The following is a 16,940-nucleotide window of genomic DNA, read 5'->3' as shown; positions in this document are numbered from 1 at the left end:
CGCCTGTCGGAGGCCGATCCAACGCTTCGAAGTATGTCCCTATGGCGATATCTCCGCTCAATCCCGCGAGATAGAGGACGGACAGAACCAATCTTGGCCAGCAGCAGTCTGGATCGGAACTCCGCTCTATAAAAATGCCGCGCGCTATATGACGAACAGGCGTTTCAACCACGAAGCGACTGCTCGTCTGCACGAGTTGCGGATGTCTCTTTCTCAGCTCGCGAAAGATCGGCCGGACCTGACGCGAGTTTGTCATACTGACGGCTTTATCTCGATTGGGATGTATCGCGGCACATCTGGGTAACGCCTCTGCAAAGCAGTGACAACATCGACGGCGCGTCCTCCCCTGAGATAAGCATCTCCTGTTTTGCGATCGTAGACGCATACGGTCGATGGTCGCGAGTATTCCAGCACGTCCAACCTTATGGATCCTCTTGCACCGTACTTCGCATCTGCACCGGAGGACGCATCATAGGATGTCTCGGCGACGAAATCAGGCTTTTGGACGCGCGAGCCGCGTAGTCCCGTTGGGCTGCCGCGATCATCGCTTCAAGCTGACGGATCCGCTTCGGCGTGGCCACGACCAGGCTAGTCACGACTTCGGGATGGGTCCGTCGCTGCCGGGGCCGGCGGGCATGGTTGGACAGGCGAAGGGTGGCGTCCTGGCCCGGGAGCGCGAGGTAGAGGCTGTCGCCACGCTCGTTCCGTGCGACCACCACGAAGCCCTGCGCTTCCAGCAGTTCCGCCACCAACGCCAGGGCTGCGGCGGGCGAGAGCAGCCTGTCGTGAGCACTCACGGCCCCGCCGGCTCAATCGTGCCGATCCGCCGCCGCCCGAGCGCCCGCGCCTTCAGCGCTAGGGCCGGCCGCTCGATCCCGTACCAGGACAGGGCCGCCACCGGCAGGGTTACGACGAGGGCAGGGACCAGCAGCGCGACTCCAGAGAAGTCCGGCCACAGGGCGTGCAGGGTCTGCTGCACCGGCCAGCCATAGAGATAGATCCCGTAGGACAGGTCCGCGGGCGGATCGAACAGCCCCCGCGCCAGGGGTCCGAGGGCGAGCCAGACGACGCCGTAGGCCTCCGCCAGGAACAGCAGGGCCGGATAGGCCGGCGTCCGCGCCAGGACGAAGGCCCCGAAGGCGAGGCAGGCGAGGGCGGCCCCAGAGATCCGCAGGCGCTCGCGCCAGAGATAGAGGCCCGCACCCGCCGCGAAGATCAGCGGCAGGCGCAGGGCGGTCTCGATGCCCTTGGGCAGATCGGAACCCCGCAGCCCGCTCATGATGGAGAGCGCCAGCGCGAGCCCCACGACGATCAGCAGCGCCGGCCAGCGCCGCCGGAGCAGCCCGCACAGGGCCGCGAGGAAAACGCCGAGGTAGCAGAGCACCTCGTATTTCAGCGTCCAGACTGTCCCGAGCGGCGCCCGATAGGGGTTGGCCTCGAAGACCCCGGGGAGGGCGGCGTTGCTCTTGAAGGTCGTCAGCGTCCCGCGGATGAACGACCACAGGCCCGGATCGCGCAGGTACTCGGCGAGCGGCAGACGGGTCAGCGCCGCGCCGAGCCCCAGCGACACCACGAGCGTCGCCGCCACGAGGCCGGGTAGGATCCGCAGGGTCCGGGCGATCGCATAATCGCGGATCCCGCGCCGATCGCAGCTTAGGGTGACCAGGAAACCCGACACGGCGAAGAACCCATTCACCGCGTGCTCACCCAATGTATAGCCGGTGAGTCGGGCCAGGGGTTCGTCGCCGGCCGCACCGGTCGCGACGCTGAACGCATGGGACACGACCACGGCGACGGCCAGGGCCAGCCGCAGGCCGGTGAAGCCGTTGCGCCCGGCACCGAGGGCGGCCGCGATGGTCGGTGCGCTCATCCGGGCAGGCCCTCGCGGGCCAGCGCGTCCCGGCCGCGCAGGAAGGCGAGGGCGCCGGCCGCCGAGCCGCCGTAGCGCTCGACGCCCGCTCGGCGCAGGACCAGGGCCGAGAGCAGCGCCTTCGGCAGGTTGGTCATCAAGGTCGCGGGGCTCGGATCAGGCAGGCCGTATTTGCGGCTGACATAGGCCCGCGACCAGGCCTGATGCCAGCGCGTGCGGAACACACGGCCCCGCTCCGGCGCCGAGGACCGGCCGCGGCCGTGCAGCGCCTCGGCGCCGTGGACATGGACGAGGGCGCGGCCGGTCTCGGCGACGCGCCGGCACAGGTCGTCATCCTCGTAGAACAGGAAGATGCGCTCGTCGAAGCCGCCGAGGTCCAGAAACAGGCGGCGCGGCATCATCAGGCAGGCCCCGGAGAGGAACGGCACGCAGGCATCGCCCTGCGGCAGGGCGAGGCGGCCGCCGGGATTGGTGAGATAGGGCGCGAGGAGCGAGCGCGGCTGGAAGAAGAAGCGTCCGTCGGATTCGACCAGCCGCGGCGCGAACAGGCCCGCATCCGGCCAGGACCGGGCTGCCTGCAGTAGGGCGTTCACCGCCCTGGGGCGCAGGACCACGTCCGGATTGACGATCAGGATGTGCTCGGCCGTCCCGGCGGCCCGGACGCCCCGGTTGTTGGCGCGGCCGTAGCCCTCGTTGCGGGCGTTGCGGATCACCGCGGCGCCGGCGGCCTCCGCGACCGCCGCCGAGGCATCCCGGCTGGCATTGTCAACCACGATCGCCGGCACGTGCTGACCGGCGAGCGCCGCGAGGCACGCGGGCAGCACGTCGGCACTGTCATGGGCGACGACGATCGCGACGAGGCTGGCCACCGCGCGGCGGGACTAGCTGCGCCTCAGGCCTTCTTCTCGGGCAGGTTGAGGCGGATGTGCAGCTCACGCAGCTGCTTCGCCGTCGCCTCGGAGGGCGCGCCCATCATCAAGTCCTCGGCGCGCTGGTTCATGGGGAACAGCACCACCTCGCGGATGTTCGGCTCGTTGCACAGGAGCATGACGATGCGGTCGACTCCCGGGGCGATGCCGCCGTGCGGCGGGGCGCCCATGCGCAGGGCGTTCAGCATGCCGCCGAACTTCTGCTCCAGCACCTCGTGGCCATAGCCCGCGATGGCAAACGCCTTCTCCATCACGTCCGGCCGATGGTTCCGGATCGCCCCGGAGGAGAGCTCCACGCCGTTGCAGACGATGTCGTACTGGAAGGCCTTGATCCCGAGGATCTTTTTTGTGATGTCGCCGGTCTCGCCTTCGGCGGCGAGGGTGTCGAGGTCGAGCCCCAGAAAGTCCTCGCGGTCGATGTTCGGCATCGAGAACGGGTTGTGAGAGAAGTCGATCCGCTTCTCCTCCTCGCTCCACTCGTACATCGGGAAGTCGGTGATCCAGCAGAACGCGTACTGGTCCTTGTCGCACAGGCCAAGCTCGTCGCCGATGCGGATCCGCGCCTTGCCAGCCAGGGCCGCGGCCTTGGCCTCGGTGCCGGCCGAGAAGAACACCGCATCGCCGGCCTTGGCGCCGGCCCGATCGGCGATCAGAGCCTGGACCTCGGCCGGGATGAACTTGGCGATCGGGCCCTTGCCGACCAGCGCGCCGTTCTCCGCCTCGAACACGATGTAGCCGAGGCCCGGCGCCCCCTCGGAGCGGGCCCAGTCGTTGAGCTTGTCGAAGAACGAGCGCGACTGCGCCGCAGCCCCGGTCGCCGGGATCGCCCGGACCACGCCGCCGCCGCCGATCACACCCTTGAACGCCTTGAACGCCACGTCCTCGCGGGCGAACAGGTCGGTCACATCCGCGATGATCAGTGGGTTGCGCAGGTCGGGCTTGTCGACGCCGTATTTCAGCATCGACTCCGCGAAGGTGATCCGCGGGAACGCCTTCGTGACGCGCTTGCCCTCGGCGAATTCGTCGAAGACGCCGCGCAGCACCGGCTCCACCGCCTGGAACACGTCCTCCTGGGTGACGAAGCTCATCTCGATGTCGAGCTGGTAGAACTCGCCCGGCGAGCGGTCGGCCCGGGCATCCTCGTCGCGGAAGCAGGGCGCGATCTGGAAGTAGCGGTCGAAGCCCGCGATCATCGTCAGCTGCTTGAACTGCTGCGGGGCCTGCGGCAGCGCGTAGAATTTTCCCGGATGGACCCGGGACGGGACGAGGTAGTCGCGCGCACCCTCCGGCGAAGAGGCGGTCAGGATCGGGGTCTGGAATTCAAAAAAGCCGCCCTCGCGCATCCGGCGGCGGAGCGAGTCGATGATCGCCCCGCGCTTCATGATGTTGGCGTGGAGCTTCTCCCGGCGCAGGTCGAGGAAGCGGTAGCGCAGCCGCGTCTCCTCCGGGTACTCCACGTCGCCGAAGACCGGCAGCGGCAGCTCGCCCGCGGGGCCCAGCACCTCGAGGTCGTCGATATAGACCTCGACCGCGCCGGTCGGCAGCTCGTCGTTCTCGGTGCCCGCCGGACGGGTGCGGACGCGGCCGTCGATGCGCACGACCCATTCCGAGCGCACCGCCTCGGCGGCCTTGAAGGCGGGCGAGTCCGAATCCACCACGCATTGCGTCAGGCCGTAATGGTCGCGCAGGTCCACGAACAGCACGCCCCCGTGGTCGCGGATGCGGTGGCACCAGCCGGACAGGCGGACGGTCTGCCCGACATCGGACGGGCGGAGCGCCCCGCAGGTGTGGGAACGGTAACGGTGCATGACGGGCTTCTTCTATGGGAAGGCCGGCACCATTCACGCGAGGCCCCCCAAGTCAAGCGCGCGCCGGGTGGGCCGATGCGGTTGCGTGACAGGGAAAGCGGGAAAGATGGGGACCTGCGCAGTGCTCACTCCCCTTGGTCGCGCAGCTTGCGTATAGCCGAACCATGGACCTGATCAGCACCACCGACACGCTGCGCGAGACCTGCGCGCGTCTGGCCGAGCAGCCCTTCGTGACCGTCGACACGGAGTTCATGCGCGAAACGACATATTACCCGAAGCTGTGCCTGATCCAGATGGCGGCTCCGGACGGGACGGCCGTCTTGGTCGATCCCCTGGCGCCGGGTATCGATCTCCAGCCATTCATCGACCTGATGGCGGATGTGCGGACCGTCAAGGTCTTCCATTCCGCCCGCCAGGATCTCGAGATCGTCTGGCTGATGGGCGGGATCCTGCCGCACCCGTTCTTCGATACGCAGGTCGCCGCCATGGTGTGCGGCTACGGCGATTCCGTGTCCTACGAGCAGCTCGTCAACGATGTCGCGAAGGCGAAGATCGACAAGTCGTCCCGGTTCACCGACTGGTCCCGACGCCCGCTCTCGGACGCTCAGCTCTCCTACGCCCTGTCGGATGTCACCCACCTCGTCACCGTCTACGAGGTTCTCGTCGCCGAGCTGCTGCGCACCGATCGCGGCGCCTGGCTCGACGAGGAGATGGCGGTGCTGACCTCGCCGGAGACCTACCGGGCCGACCCCGCCCAGGCGTGGCGGCGGCTCTCGGGTCGCATGCGCAAGCCGCGGGAGATCGCCGTCCTGATGGAAGTGGCGGCGTGGCGCGAGGGCGAGGCGCAGGCCCGCAACGTCCCGCGCGGGCGCGTGCTCAAGGACGAGGCTGTGATCGACATCGCCTCGGCCGCGCCCCGCAGCGCCGAAGCCCTCGGCCGTCTGCGCACGATCCCGGCGGGCTTCGAGCGATCCCGGACGGGCACCGATATCCTGGCCGCGGTGGAGCGCGGCCTGTCGCGCGATACGAGTGACATCCGCCTGCCCGAGCGCCTGCGCCGGAGCGGCGGCAACGGCGCCATCGTGGAATTGCTGAAGGTGCTGCTGAAGGCGGTCTGCGAGGCCGAAGGCGTCGCGCCCAAGATCATCGCCTCCGTCGATGATCTGGAGGCCATCGCGGATGATGATGCGGCTGAGGTCCCGGCCCTCGACGGCTGGCGGCGGATGCTGTTCGGGGAGAAGGCCCTGGCGCTGAAGCAGGGCCGGCTCGCGCTCTCCGTCGAGGCCGGTCGCATCGTGGTGCGGACGCTCGAAGCGTCTCCGATCGCGGAGCCGTCCATCCAGGCGGATTGAAGGGCCCGCGCTGGCCGAAGGACAATCCGGTTGCCTCGGCGTGACTTGCCCACGGGGTAGGATTAAGTGGCAATGCGATTGCCATTCAGTCCCGCCTCCGCGTCACGCGTATGTTCGAGCCGAACGAAGTCCTCAAGACTCTGACCGGCCGTGGTCTCGTGTCGGCGGAAGGGTGCGGCCCGGCGCGGGTCCGTTACCGCATCATCGTCGAGCGACGGGCCGATGGGATCGTCGCCTACGGAAACCTGCACGGCAGCTACGCCCATCTCCGGCCGATCTGGCTCGAGCCGGATGCACAGCTCCGACTGGCGAACGGGCGGCGGCTCAACATCTCCCTGACCGATCTGATCGGCGACACGGCAGACTTCGAGAGCACCGGCCCGGTCGGCATCCTCTGAAGGTGCCCCGGCACGCTCAGTCCGGATGCCCCCGGCCATCGGAAACCCGATCGGCCGGGATGATCCGGCAATTTGTCGCGCCACCTCGGCCCGAAAGCGTTTCGACGGCGCGGGATGGAGGCGTGCGGCGACTGGGCGCACGGCCGCGACGCGCTCGGATGCCGTTGCGTGCGGTCTCTCGATCATCCCGCATCGCAGTCCGCGCGAATCGCTCAGAGGCTCACGCGCCCGCCGCGTTCACGGCATGGCCCGCAGTGAACACATGGTGCCGACCAGCAAAGCTTCTCCGTTTGCAAGTCTTGCATGGAGTGCGCTCACGTCGCCGTGAGAACGACGCCAAAGAACGCGAGCCTCATTGTGCAACGCAGCATTTCTTTTCGCAGAATGATGACGATTGGTCCCTGATTGTAACCTGGGACGAAGCTTTCACCCTGTGGCGACATGCGCAGAACGGCGAGTTGACGGCGCTCAAAAATCTCTTAAGGTCCGGGCAAGCCTCGGTTTCGAGGGGGCCGCCTCAGGGATGGCGGTTCCTGGCTAGAGGATCTTAAGAGTTCCTTGAGTCGACCAAGCCCGCTACCGAGGCGTCCATCCCTGTCGCAAACAGTCAGGTCGGAGTCTAAGCGATACTCTTCTCGAAGTGTGTCGCGAGATCGCTCAAAGACTTGTCGGAGGAACCCATGAGAGCGGTACATCTCCTTGCGCTCGGCGCAGGCGTCGCGGCAGTGGCCGCGCCGGCGCTGGCCAATGAAAGCGTGCTGAAGGGCATCGCCAACCCGGCGGAGCAAGTCCTTCAGACCGTCGACTACGCGAATACTCGGTATTCGAAGCTCGACCAAATCAACGCGTCGAACGTGAAGAACCTCCAGGTTGCCTGGACCTTCTCGACCGGCGTCCTGCGCGGCCACGAGGGCTCGCCCCTGGTCGTCGGCAATATGATGTACGTGCACACGCCGTTCCCGAACATCGTGTACGCCCTCGACCTCGACCACGAGGCGAAGATCGTCTGGAAGTACGAGCCGAAGCAGGATCCGTCCGTGATCCCGGTCATGTGCTGTGACACGGTCAACCGCGGCCTCGCCTACGCCGACGGCACCATCATCCTCCACCAGGCCGACACCACCGTCGTGTCGCTCGACGCCAAGACCGGCAAGGTCAACTGGTCGGTCGTGAACGGCGACCCGAAGAAGGGTGAGACCAACACCGCGACGGTCATTCCGATCAAGGACAAGGTCATCGTCGGCATCTCCGGCGGCGAGTTCGGCGTGCAGTGCCACGTCACCGCTTACGACCTGAAGACCGGCAAGAAGGTGTGGCGCGGCTACTCCGAGGGCCCGGACGATCAGATGCTGATCGACCCGGAGAAGACCACCTACCTCGGCAAGCCGGTCGGCAAGGACTCTTCGCTGAAGACCTGGGAAGGCGATCAGTGGAAGACCGGCGGCGGCTGCACTTGGGGCTGGTTCTCCTACGACCCCAAGCTCGACCTGATGTACTACGGCTCGGGCAACCCCTCGACCTGGAACCCCAAGCAGCGTCCGGGCGACAACCGTTGGTCGATGACCGTTTGGGCGCGTAACCCCGACACCGGCGTTGCCAAGTGGGTCTACCAGATGACCCCGCACGACGAGTGGGACTACGACGGCATCAACGAGATGATCCTCACGGATCAGAAGGTCGACGGCAAGGAGCAGCCGCTCCTGACCCACTTCGACCGCAATGGCTTCGGCTACACGCTGAACCGCGAGAACGGTGCCCTGCTGGTCGCCGAGAAGTACGATCCGGCCGTCAACTGGGCGACCAAGGTCGATATGGATAAGGGGTCGAAGACCTACGGCCGTCCGCTGGTCGTGTCGAAGTACTCGACCGAGCAGAACGGTGAGGACACCAACTCCAAGGGCATCTGCCCGGCGGCCCTCGGGTCGAAGGATCAGCAGCCTGCGGCCTTCTCGCCGAAGACCAACCTGTTCTACGTGCCCACCAACCACGTCTGCATGGACTACGAGCCGTTCCGGGTGACCTACACCCCGGGCCAGCCCTACGTCGGTGCGACCCTCTCGATGTACCCGGCCCCGAACTCGCACGGCGGCATGGGCAACTTCATCGCGTGGGATGGCGTCAACGGCAAGATCAAGTGGTCCGACGCCGAGCAGTTCTCGGTGTGGTCCGGTGCTCTGGCCACCGCCGGCGACGTGGTGTTCTACGGAACGCTTGAGGGCTACCTGAAGGCGGTCGACGACAAGACCGGCAAGGAGCTGTTCAAGTTCAAGACCCCGTCGGGCATTATCGGCAACGTGATGACCTACCAGCACAAGGGCAAGCAGTACGTGGGCGTCCTCTCGGGCGTCGGCGGCTGGGCCGGCATCGGCCTCGCGGCCGGCCTGACCGACCCGAACGCCGGCCTCGGCGCGGTGGGTGGCTATGCGGCTCTGTCGCAGTACACCAACCTCGGCGGCCAGCTGACCGTCTTCGCTCTTCCGAACTAATCGGCCGCAGGGCCAGAGTACGGAAATGGTGCCGGCGCGGGCTTCCGCGCCGGCATCCTTATGATTAGACTCGTGTGTAAGAGGCTACGGCTCGAAGGGAGACGAAGGGCCTCGTTCCAGGGAGACAGATGCGTTGCTTAACCTCAGCAAGATCGTAACGCGGCCGGTTATCGCCGCCCTCGCCCTAGCGACCGTTTCTGCGGTTGCCGTACATGCTGAGGATGCCAAGCCCGCTGCCGACCCCAAGCTCGCGAATTCGCTGAACGCGAACGACAAGACCGCCGAGCAGGATCCCAAGCTTCTCGCGACGGATGCTGCCGTGAAGGACGATGACGGCAAGTACACGGATGCCGACGGTCACCCGACCTTCCACGTGACCCAGGACGGCAAGATGCTCGACTGGTACACCTACTCGGGCTACCGCCGCTATCACGCCGAGTGCCACGTCTGCCACGGTCCCGATGGCATGGGCTCGACCTATGCGCCGGCCCTCAAGGATTCCCTGAAGCACCTCTCCTACGAGGAATTCATCGGCATCCTGGTCGGCGGCAAGCAGGACGTCAGCGCGTCCGAGCAGAAGGTCATGCCGGCCTTCGGCGACAACAAGAACGTCATGTGCTACTCGGACGACCTCTACGTCTATCTGAAGGCGCGTGCCGCCGGAGCGATCGGCCGTATTCGTCCCTCCGAGCACGAGGACAAGCCCGAAACGGCCAAGAAGGCCGAGAAGGAATGCATGGGCGGCTGATGTCGTCCCTCGCTCGGATCGCCCTCTGCGCCCTGTCCCTGACAGCGGCGCAGGGAGCCCTCGCTCAACATCTGCCGGACACGGTGACGACGGACGTGCTCCGCGTCTGTGGCGATCCGGGCAACATGCCGTTCTCCGAACGCAAGGATGACGGCTTCGAGAACAAGATCGCGGCGATCATCGCCGACGAACTGAAGGTCAAGCTCCGCTACTACTGGCTGACCCAGGGTCCGGGTTTCGTGCGCAATACGCTCGGGACCGGCCTCTGCGACGTGATCATGGGCCAAGCCTTCGGCAGCGACCTCGTCCAGACCACCAACCCCTACTACCGCTCGGCCTACACCCTGGTGACCCGTGCGGGCGAGTTCGACGGCGTCACCGCCCTCGACGATCCGCGCCTGAAGGGGAAGAGCATCGGCGTGATCGCCGGCACGCCCCCCGTGAACCGGATGGGCGACCTCGGCCTGGTCTCGACCATGAAGGCCTACGCGCCCTATCAGCTCGACCCGTCCCGCAAGTACCAGACGGTGGGCGCCGAGATCGTCGCGGCGCTCGCCGGCAAGGAGATCGACGCGGCCGTTCTCTGGGGGCCGGCGGCGGGCTGGCTCGCCAAGCAGGCGGGCACGCCGATGCGTGTTGTGCCACTGCTCAAGGAGCCGGAGCGGCCTCCTATGGCCTACCGGATCGCCATGGGCGTCCGGCTCGGTGAGAACGACTGGAAGCGCTCGCTTAACACGGTGCTGCGCAAGCGCAAGGCCGATATCGACAAGGTCCTGCGCGATTACGACGTGCCGCTCCTCGACGAGGAGGAGAACAAGCTCACCCAGCCTGGCGAGCGCTGAGTCGGCTCACACGCGTTCGATCCCGGTGCGGTCGAGCTTGGCCAGCGCCTCACTGACACGTTCCCCACCGATGACGAGATCCGGGGCGATCTCCACCAGCGGAACCAGCACGAAGGCCCGCTCGCGCACGTGTCGATGCGGCAGGACGAGGCGTGCGTCGTCGATGGCAGCGCCCTCGTAGGCCAGGACGTCGATGTCGATCACCCGCGGTCCCCAGCGCTCCTCGCGCACGCGCCCGAGGTCGTGCTCCACCCTCAGGCAGGCATCGAGTACGCCGTGCGGGTCGAGGTCCGTATCCACGGCCACCGCTCCGTTGAGGAACCAGGGCTGATCGGTCTTGCCCCAGGGCGGCGTCCGGTAATCGGCCGACCGGGCCAGGACGCGGATGCCGGGTGTCGCCGCGAGGCCCTCCACGGCCCGGTCGAGCATTGCGGCCATGTCGCCGATATTGCTGCCGATTCCGAGATAAGCCCTCATCCGCGCCCTCCGCGCCGGCGAACGATCTCGATGCTTACGCCCTCCAGGATCGCGGGGACCGGTGCGCTCGGCTTGTCGATGCGCACGGTGATCGCCTCCACCCGCGTAAATCGTTCGAGGATCGTGGCCGCGATGGTCTCCGCCAGGGCCTCGATCAGATTGAACCGCCGCTCGGTGGCGATCTGGACCGCGACCTGCGTCAGATCGGCGTAGCTCACCGTGCCGGCGACATCGTCGGAACGCCCCGCCGCGCCGAGGTCGAGACCCGCTTCCAGGGAGATGTAGAAGCGCTGCCCGAGCACCGCCTCCTCGGGCAGCACGCCGTGCCGGCCGAAGACGGCAATCCGGGTGACGCGAATGAGATCGCCCGCCATCCTCAATGCGCCTCCGGCCGCATCACGGCATCGACCACGCGCATGGCGTCCACATGGGCTGCCACGTCGTGGACCCGCACGATATCGGCGCCCAGCGTCGCGGCGAGGGCATGGGCCGCAAGGGAGCCTGTGAGCCGGTCCGCCGGCCGGGTGTCGCGGTCGTGCAGGCGGCCGAGGAGCGACTTGCGGGAGACGCCGACCAGGACCGGGAATCCCAGGGCGCGGATCTCCGGCAGCCGCCTCAGCGCTTCGAGATGCTGCGCCCAGGTCTTGCCGAAGCCAACACCCGGATCGAGCACGATGTCAGAATCGGCGATGCCGGCGCGGTGCGCGATGGTCAACGATCGCTCGAAGAAGGCCAGCATGTCGGCGACGATGTCGAGATCCACCGCGATCGTATCCCGGTTGTGCATGATCACCACCGGCGCGCCGTGCGCCGCCGCCACGGCGGCGATGTCGGGCTCGCGCTGGAGGCCCCAGACGTCGTTGACGATCCGGGCACCGGCCTCGAGCGCCAGCCGGGCCGTGGATGCCTTGTAGGTGTCGATGGAGATCGGCACCGCCAGCCGGGGGGCCAGGGCACGGATCACCGGCAGGACGCGCGCCTGCTCCTCCTCGGCCGGGACTGGAACGTGACCGGGCCGGGTGGACTCACCACCGATGTCGAGGATCGCCGCCCCCTCGGAGACCAGCCGCTCGGCCTGGGTCGCCGCGGCGGTCTCACCGGCGAACAAGCCGCCATCGGAGAAGGAGTCGGGTGTGACATTGAGAATGCCCATGACCAGCGTCCGCCCGCCGAGGGCGGGCAGCAGGTCGGACAGGCCGGAGGAGGGGGGCACGGTGCGGGTCCCGTTCACGAGCGCGGTTCGGGAGCCGGTGTGCGCGAATCGCGAGGTCGGCGCAACGCCGGCCTCCCATCGCACCTCGACCGCGTCTCAGCCGTGGTAGCAGCGGATCTCGGCCTCGGCCTGAGCGCGCCGGAGGTCCGCGACCCGGTCGTCGAAGACCTTGGTCGATTTGAACTCGTTGGCGCGGTTGCCGATGCCCTGGCGCATGGACAGGATGGTGCTCGCCTGGACGTACTTGTCGTAAGGCAGGATCGCGGCCAGCTGATCGAGCGAGCAGGAGCATTTCTGCAGGCTGTCGCGGGTCTGCCCGTTGGCTGCCATGCAGCCGAACACGTAGTCGACCCGGGCGTCGGTGGGATAATCGTTGTCCTCGGCGGCCCAACCGGCCAGGCCCGACAGGGTCAGGGCGAGGGCGGCCAGCGCGCCGCGTTCAGCTAGCTTTCTGATCATAGCTCAGCTTCTCCTCAAGCAGTTCGCCGCCGTCCGGGTTCTTCGACGAGGCCTCGATCGAGACGATCTCGCCCGGGACCGACGGGACGGTCACGAAGGTATAGGTCATGTCGTCCATGCCGCGCATGCGCTGCGCCATCCCGTCGCCCGTGAAGGGCTTCGTGACCACGCGCCAGCCGTCGACCTCTCGACCGCCGACGCTCACCTTCGTGGGCGTCACGGTCGCGTTGTCGCGCAGACCCTTGCGGATCGCGAGCTTCAGGTAGCGCGGATTCGCTTCCAGGACCTTGGCCAGCGCCCGCAGGTGGTTCTCCAGGAACAGCGACACCACCGGATTGCCGGTCATGTCCTCGAAGGGGCCGGCCGGAACGCGGTTCAGGCCAGAGAACATCGTGACGCCGATATCCCGGGCCTCCGGACTCTTCCCGGGCTCGACCTTCAGCGTCACCGTGTCCTGCAACGGCTGCCCGAACGGCCCCCCCGCGATGCCGGAGCGGCGCAGGTAATCGTAGGTGATCGTCGAGCCCGGCGCCGCGTTCTTCATCTGCGGCTGGTCGAACAGCAGATCCGCGGCAGCGGGCACCCCCGCATTGGCCTGGGTTACGGTCGCGGGTTTCGGCGCGTCCTCGGCAAACGCCGGCAGCGCGGCCAGCACCAGCGCCAGGGCGCTCGTGGCAAAGACTCTCACAGGTGTACATCCTCCTCGAACGGCGACCGGACGTTGCTGCCGATCGTCCGATAGACGTAATCCGGCGGATTCTCGGCCGCCTCCTCGGTGGCCAGCGCCCGCACCTTGGCGTGGAGTGGGGAGAGCGAGCAGGCCGGATCGGTGGCCGCGGCATCGCCGGCCAGCGCCAGGGCCTGACAGCGGCAGCCGCCCCAATCCTTCTCCCGCCGGTCGCAGGAGCGGCAGGGCTCCTGCATCCAGTCGGTGCCGCGATAGGCCGTGAAGGCCAGCGAGTCGCGCCAGATCTCGCCGAGCGAACGGTCGGTGACGTTCCAGAACTCCAGGCCCGGGATCGTCTCGGCGGCGTGGCAGGGCAGGACCTTGCCCTGGGGCGTCACGTTCATCAGCTTGCGGCCCCAGCCGCCCGCACAGGCCTTCGGGTACTTCGCGTAATAGTCGGGCACCACGAGATCGATGACGAGCTGGCCCTTCAGCCGCTCCCTCGCCGCTTCGACGATGCGAATCGACTCGTCCACCTGCGCCTTGTCGGGCATCAGGGCTGCGCGGTTGACGTAGGCCCAGCCGTAATACTGCGTGTGCGCCACTTCGAGGCGCTTAGCGCCCATCCTGACGGCGAGGTCGATGAAGCCCGTCACCTCGTGGATGTTGCCGCGGTGGATCACGGAGTTCAGCGTCAGCGGCAACCCCAGTTCCACCACCTTGGCGGCGAACGCGAACTTCTGGGGCTGCGCGTTCTTCAGGCCGCCGATCCGCTCGGCATTCTGCGCATCGACGCCCTGGACCGAGAGCTGCACGTGATCGAGGCCGACATCGTACAGCGCCTGCAGCTTCGACAGGGCCCCGCCGACCCCGGAGGTGATCAGGTTCGAGTACAGGCCCAGATCGGCGCAGGTCTTGGTGATCTCGACGATGTCGTTGCGCGCCGTCGGCTCGCCGCCGGACAGGTGGACGTGCAGGATCCCGAGGCCCGAAGCCTCGGTGAGGACGCGCTGCCACGTTGCCGTATCGAGCTCGCCGGAGCGGCGGTCGAGCTCCAGCGGGTTGGAGCAATAGGGGCAGCGCAGCGGGCAGCGATGGGTCAGCTCCGCGAGCAGACCCACCGGTGCGGGCAGGTCGGGCCGGTTCGGCGTCAGCGCGTTCATCGCTCGAGCACCCGTTTCTCGGCAAGGCCGTCGAGCATCACCAGGATGTCGGCCTCGATGGCCCGCGGGTCGGCCGCGTAGGTGTTGCCGAGCTCGTCCGCGATGGCCGCGACGGTGCGGGTGCCGTCGACGAGCTTCAAGACCGCCACGGCGTTGTCGTCGAGGTCGAAGGTGCGCTCGGGGGCGAGCAGGACGTACTTGCCACGGGTCTCATCGTGGCGCAGGCGCACGCCGCGGGGCAGGCGCGGACGGTCCTCGGCCACCATCCTGCGGATTCCGCCTCCTGCCCCGGCCGGAGCAACCTCTGCGACGAGGCCGGTGCCGGGGGTCCAGGCATCCGGGGGGATCATCCCGGGGGCGACATAGGCGAAGTACAGGGCGTCGAGCTGCGTCCAGAGGACGTTGCACTTGAAGGTCAGCGCCTCCATCGCCTGGCGCTGCAGCTCCGGCGTGGTCGCGTGCCGCTTGACGTAGTCGAGGGCGAAGTCGGCATCCCGGGGCGCCTGGGTGAGGCGCTTGTCGAAATAGGCCAGCGTGTCCTTGGTGATGAAGTCGTAGTTCTTCAGCATCCCCGCCACGCGCTCGGAGATGATCGTCGGCGAGAACATCTCGGTCAGCGACGAGGCGATCGCCTCCAGGAGGCTCTTCTCCGCGACGAAATGGACGTAGGCCTCCACCGAGAATTTGGTCGCCGAGAGGATGCCGCGCGTCGACAGGACGTAGTCCCGATCGAAGCCGACTCCCTCGGCGAGCTTCAGCCAGCGCTCGATGCCGCCATCGCCCTCATGGTCGCCGTCATGGTCGACGATCCGCTGGCGCCAGATCCGCCGCAGTGACGCGTCGGTCATCCGGGCGAGGACAGCGGCATCCTTCACCGGGATCATCGCCTGGTAATAGTATCGGTTCAGCGCCCAGGCACGGACCTGATCCTTCGAGAGCTTGCCGTCGTGCAGCAGCCGGTGGAACGGATGCAGGATGTGGTAGCGACGCGCGCCGATGTCGCGCAGGGCCGCTTCCAGCTCCTCGGGGCTGAGGAGACGCTGGCTCTCGGCGGCATCGGGGGTTGGGAAGGCTGCGTTCATGGCGTTTCCGGCGTCCGTTCTCGGCTCGCGTTTCCTGTATCCCGATCCCGCCCTCATGTGCGGGGCGAATGTCTTGGCTCCGGTACGATATAGTGCCGGCAGCCGGCGCGCCCAACCTTCGGTCCCCGCCGAGATCACGCTTCCCGGCACAGACGCCTGCGGCACAGGGCGCATGGAGCTCGTCATCCCGGTTTGCGCCCGACCCTTGTGTTCTCGGGCGAATGGCGAGCCCGGCAACCGGGCTCCAGATCACACCCTCATCCTGAGGTGCCGGAGCGTGGGGCCGGCCGCGAAAGAACCCTCCTTCGCGGCCCGCTGACGCCGACGCCTCAGGGTGAGGGTGCCTCAGGCAAATCACGGGTCGCAGAAGTGTCCACCGAATGGCCGCCCTACAGCGACAAGCTCAGGCCGTCGTGGGCCACCGTCCAGCCTGCCGCCTCCACGTCCTTCCGCTCCGGGGATCCCTCGACCAGCACCGGATTGGTGTTGTTGATGTGCACGAAGATGCGCCGCCCGATCTCGACCTGTGCCAGCGCGTCGATGGCGCCGTTCTCGCCGCGCATCGGCACGTGCCCCATGCGCCACCCGGTCTTCGTGCCGACCCCGGCCCGGATCATATCGTCGTCGTGCAGCACGGTGCCGTCGAACAGCAGGGCGTCGACGCCGGCGATGCGCGCGCGCAATCCGTCCGTCACCCGGGCACAGCCGGGGATGTAGGCGAGGCGGCGCCCGCCCGCCTCGATCAGGGCGCCGACCGTGGTCTCGGTCTCGGCACCGATCTCCATGGTGTCGTCCTCGAGCCACAGCGGCACCTTGCCGGGAACCGGGAAGAGCGTCACCGACAGCCCGGGCAGGGGCTCGAAGGGCTCATCCATGCCGATTGCCCGCCGGGCGACCACGCCCTCGGCCATCACGTCGAAGACGCGGTTGGCGTTCACCGAGTCGAGGATGCCGTTGGTGGCGTAGAGCGTGTAGGGCTGGCCCTCGCGCAGGGTCAGAAGGCCCGCGACGTGGTCGACGTCGCCGTTCGTCAGGAGCACGGCCCGGATCGGCGAGTGGCGCAGACCCTCGCGCGGGTGCATGTCCGGATTGTCGAAGAGTTGCTGCCGGATATCCGGCGAGGCGTTGATCAGCAGCCAATCCGACCCGTCCGCGGAGACCGCGATGCTCGACTGGGTCCGGGGCCGCACCCGGTCCGGCTCGGACCGCGCCAATGTGCAGATGGGGCAGCGGCAATTCCACTGGGGGAGGCCGCCGCCGGCCGCGGAACCGAGGATCACGACGCGCATGGTGCGGCTCCCGAGATCCCCGGCCCGTGAAACTCAGTTGAAGGTGTCGATCTCGGCCGACTCGTAGCTCGTCACTTCCATGCCGACGCAGATCTCGGACACGACGGGGGCAGCCCACTTCATGGTGTTTCTCCTTGGCGTTATCCTCACCGAGTGT

Annotated in this window: 18 protein-coding genes; 5 read left to right on the top strand and 13 right to left on the bottom strand. The window is 67.5% G+C overall.

Annotation, left to right across the window (positions count from 1 at the left end; all coding sequences use genetic code 11):
* Positions 1 to 422: 422 nt before the first annotated feature.
* From AC3IF3_RS03265 to aspS, 4 genes are read right to left on the bottom strand one after another with little or no spacing between them, the layout of a single operon-like run.
* Positions 423 to 797 (bottom strand): hypothetical protein, encoded by a 375-nt coding sequence (locus AC3IF3_RS03265; protein ID WP_489227264.1) that lies wholly within the window; start codon positions 795 to 797, stop codon positions 423 to 425.
* Positions 794 to 1,870, bottom strand: coding sequence for an acyltransferase family protein (locus AC3IF3_RS03260; protein WP_489227262.1), 1,077 nt, complete (start codon positions 1,868 to 1,870; stop codon positions 794 to 796). The genes AC3IF3_RS03265 and AC3IF3_RS03260 overlap by 4 nt, the downstream gene beginning before the upstream one ends.
* Positions 1,867 to 2,739, bottom strand: coding sequence for a glycosyltransferase family 2 protein (locus tag AC3IF3_RS03255; protein ID WP_489227260.1), 873 nt, complete (start codon positions 2,737 to 2,739; stop codon positions 1,867 to 1,869). Before AC3IF3_RS03255 ends, AC3IF3_RS03260 begins: the two co-directional genes overlap by 4 nt.
* A gap of 23 nt (positions 2,740 to 2,762) precedes the next feature.
* Positions 2,763 to 4,607, bottom strand: a complete 1,845-nt coding sequence (gene aspS / locus AC3IF3_RS03250) for an aspartate--tRNA ligase (RefSeq protein WP_489227259.1) — start codon at positions 4,605 to 4,607, stop codon at positions 2,763 to 2,765.
* A 164-nt stretch (positions 4,608 to 4,771) separates the two neighbouring features.
* Here aspS and rnd point away from each other — a divergent pair, with 164 nt between their 5' ends.
* From rnd to xoxJ, 5 genes are all read left to right on the top strand, one after another.
* Positions 4,772 to 5,959 (top strand): ribonuclease D, encoded by a 1,188-nt coding sequence (gene rnd, locus AC3IF3_RS03245; protein WP_489227257.1) that lies wholly within the window; start codon positions 4,772 to 4,774, stop codon positions 5,957 to 5,959.
* Between the two features lie 110 nt (positions 5,960 to 6,069).
* Positions 6,070 to 6,357 carry a hypothetical protein gene (locus AC3IF3_RS03240; protein ID WP_243966798.1) on the top strand — a complete coding sequence of 96 codons (288 nt, stop codon included), beginning with the start codon at positions 6,070 to 6,072 and terminating at the stop codon, positions 6,355 to 6,357.
* A 680-nt stretch (positions 6,358 to 7,037) separates the two neighbouring features.
* Positions 7,038 to 8,843 carry a lanthanide-dependent methanol dehydrogenase XoxF1 gene (gene xoxF1 / locus AC3IF3_RS03235; RefSeq protein WP_489219689.1) on the top strand — a complete coding sequence of 602 codons (1,806 nt, stop codon included), beginning with the start codon at positions 7,038 to 7,040 and terminating at the stop codon, positions 8,841 to 8,843.
* Positions 8,844 to 8,976: 133 nt separating this feature from the next.
* Positions 8,977 to 9,591: a c-type cytochrome, methanol metabolism-related gene (locus AC3IF3_RS03230; RefSeq protein WP_243966800.1), complete on the top strand. Its 615-nt coding sequence runs from the start codon at positions 8,977 to 8,979 to the stop codon at positions 9,589 to 9,591.
* Complete coding sequence (gene xoxJ / locus AC3IF3_RS03225; RefSeq protein ID WP_489227255.1) at positions 9,576 to 10,433, top strand: rare earth element methanol dehydrogenase accessory protein XoxJ; 858 nt, start codon at positions 9,576 to 9,578, stop codon at positions 10,431 to 10,433. Before AC3IF3_RS03230 ends, xoxJ begins: the two co-directional genes overlap by 16 nt.
* Positions 10,434 to 10,439: 6 nt before the next feature.
* Here xoxJ and folK read toward each other — a convergent pair whose 3' ends face one another.
* The 9 genes from folK to pqqA form a co-directional block, all read right to left on the bottom strand.
* Entirely contained in the window at positions 10,440 to 10,910 is a 471-nt protein-coding gene (folK, locus tag AC3IF3_RS03220; protein WP_489227253.1) for a 2-amino-4-hydroxy-6-hydroxymethyldihydropteridine diphosphokinase, read from the bottom strand.
* A complete protein-coding gene (gene folB / locus AC3IF3_RS03215; RefSeq protein ID WP_489227251.1) occupies positions 10,907 to 11,284 on the bottom strand; it encodes a dihydroneopterin aldolase in 378 nt (125 codons plus the stop codon). The genes folK and folB overlap by 4 nt, the downstream gene beginning before the upstream one ends.
* Positions 11,285 to 11,286: 2 nt before the next feature.
* The gene (gene folP / locus AC3IF3_RS03210) at positions 11,287 to 12,063 is read right to left on the bottom strand and encodes a dihydropteroate synthase (protein WP_489231224.1); all 777 of its coding nucleotides are present in this window, start codon (positions 12,061 to 12,063) and stop codon (positions 11,287 to 11,289) included.
* A 156-nt stretch (positions 12,064 to 12,219) separates the two neighbouring features.
* Positions 12,220 to 12,582 carry a hypothetical protein gene (locus AC3IF3_RS03205; RefSeq protein ID WP_489227250.1) on the bottom strand — a complete coding sequence of 121 codons (363 nt, stop codon included), beginning with the start codon at positions 12,580 to 12,582 and terminating at the stop codon, positions 12,220 to 12,222.
* Positions 12,563 to 13,270: a hypothetical protein gene (locus AC3IF3_RS03200; RefSeq protein WP_489227248.1), complete on the bottom strand. Its 708-nt coding sequence runs from the start codon at positions 13,268 to 13,270 to the stop codon at positions 12,563 to 12,565. The genes AC3IF3_RS03205 and AC3IF3_RS03200 overlap by 20 nt, the downstream gene beginning before the upstream one ends.
* Positions 13,267 to 14,412 (bottom strand): pyrroloquinoline quinone biosynthesis protein PqqE, encoded by a 1,146-nt coding sequence (pqqE, locus tag AC3IF3_RS03195; protein ID WP_489227246.1) that lies wholly within the window; start codon positions 14,410 to 14,412, stop codon positions 13,267 to 13,269. Before pqqE ends, AC3IF3_RS03200 begins: the two co-directional genes overlap by 4 nt.
* Positions 14,409 to 15,494: a pyrroloquinoline-quinone synthase PqqC gene (pqqC, locus tag AC3IF3_RS03190; protein ID WP_489227244.1), complete on the bottom strand. Its 1,086-nt coding sequence runs from the start codon at positions 15,492 to 15,494 to the stop codon at positions 14,409 to 14,411. The genes pqqE and pqqC overlap by 4 nt, the downstream gene beginning before the upstream one ends.
* Before the next feature lie 389 nt (positions 15,495 to 15,883).
* Entirely contained in the window at positions 15,884 to 16,783 is a 900-nt protein-coding gene (gene pqqB / locus AC3IF3_RS03185) for a pyrroloquinoline quinone biosynthesis protein PqqB (protein WP_489227242.1), read from the bottom strand.
* A gap of 33 nt (positions 16,784 to 16,816) precedes the next feature.
* The gene (gene pqqA, locus AC3IF3_RS03180; RefSeq protein WP_007564431.1) at positions 16,817 to 16,906 is read right to left on the bottom strand and encodes a pyrroloquinoline quinone precursor peptide PqqA; all 90 of its coding nucleotides are present in this window, start codon (positions 16,904 to 16,906) and stop codon (positions 16,817 to 16,819) included.
* Between the last annotated feature and the right edge of the window lie 34 nt (positions 16,907 to 16,940).

This window comes from Methylobacterium sp. J-118 (assembly GCF_057836565.1).
This window is presented reverse-complemented; position numbering and strand designations above follow the sequence as displayed.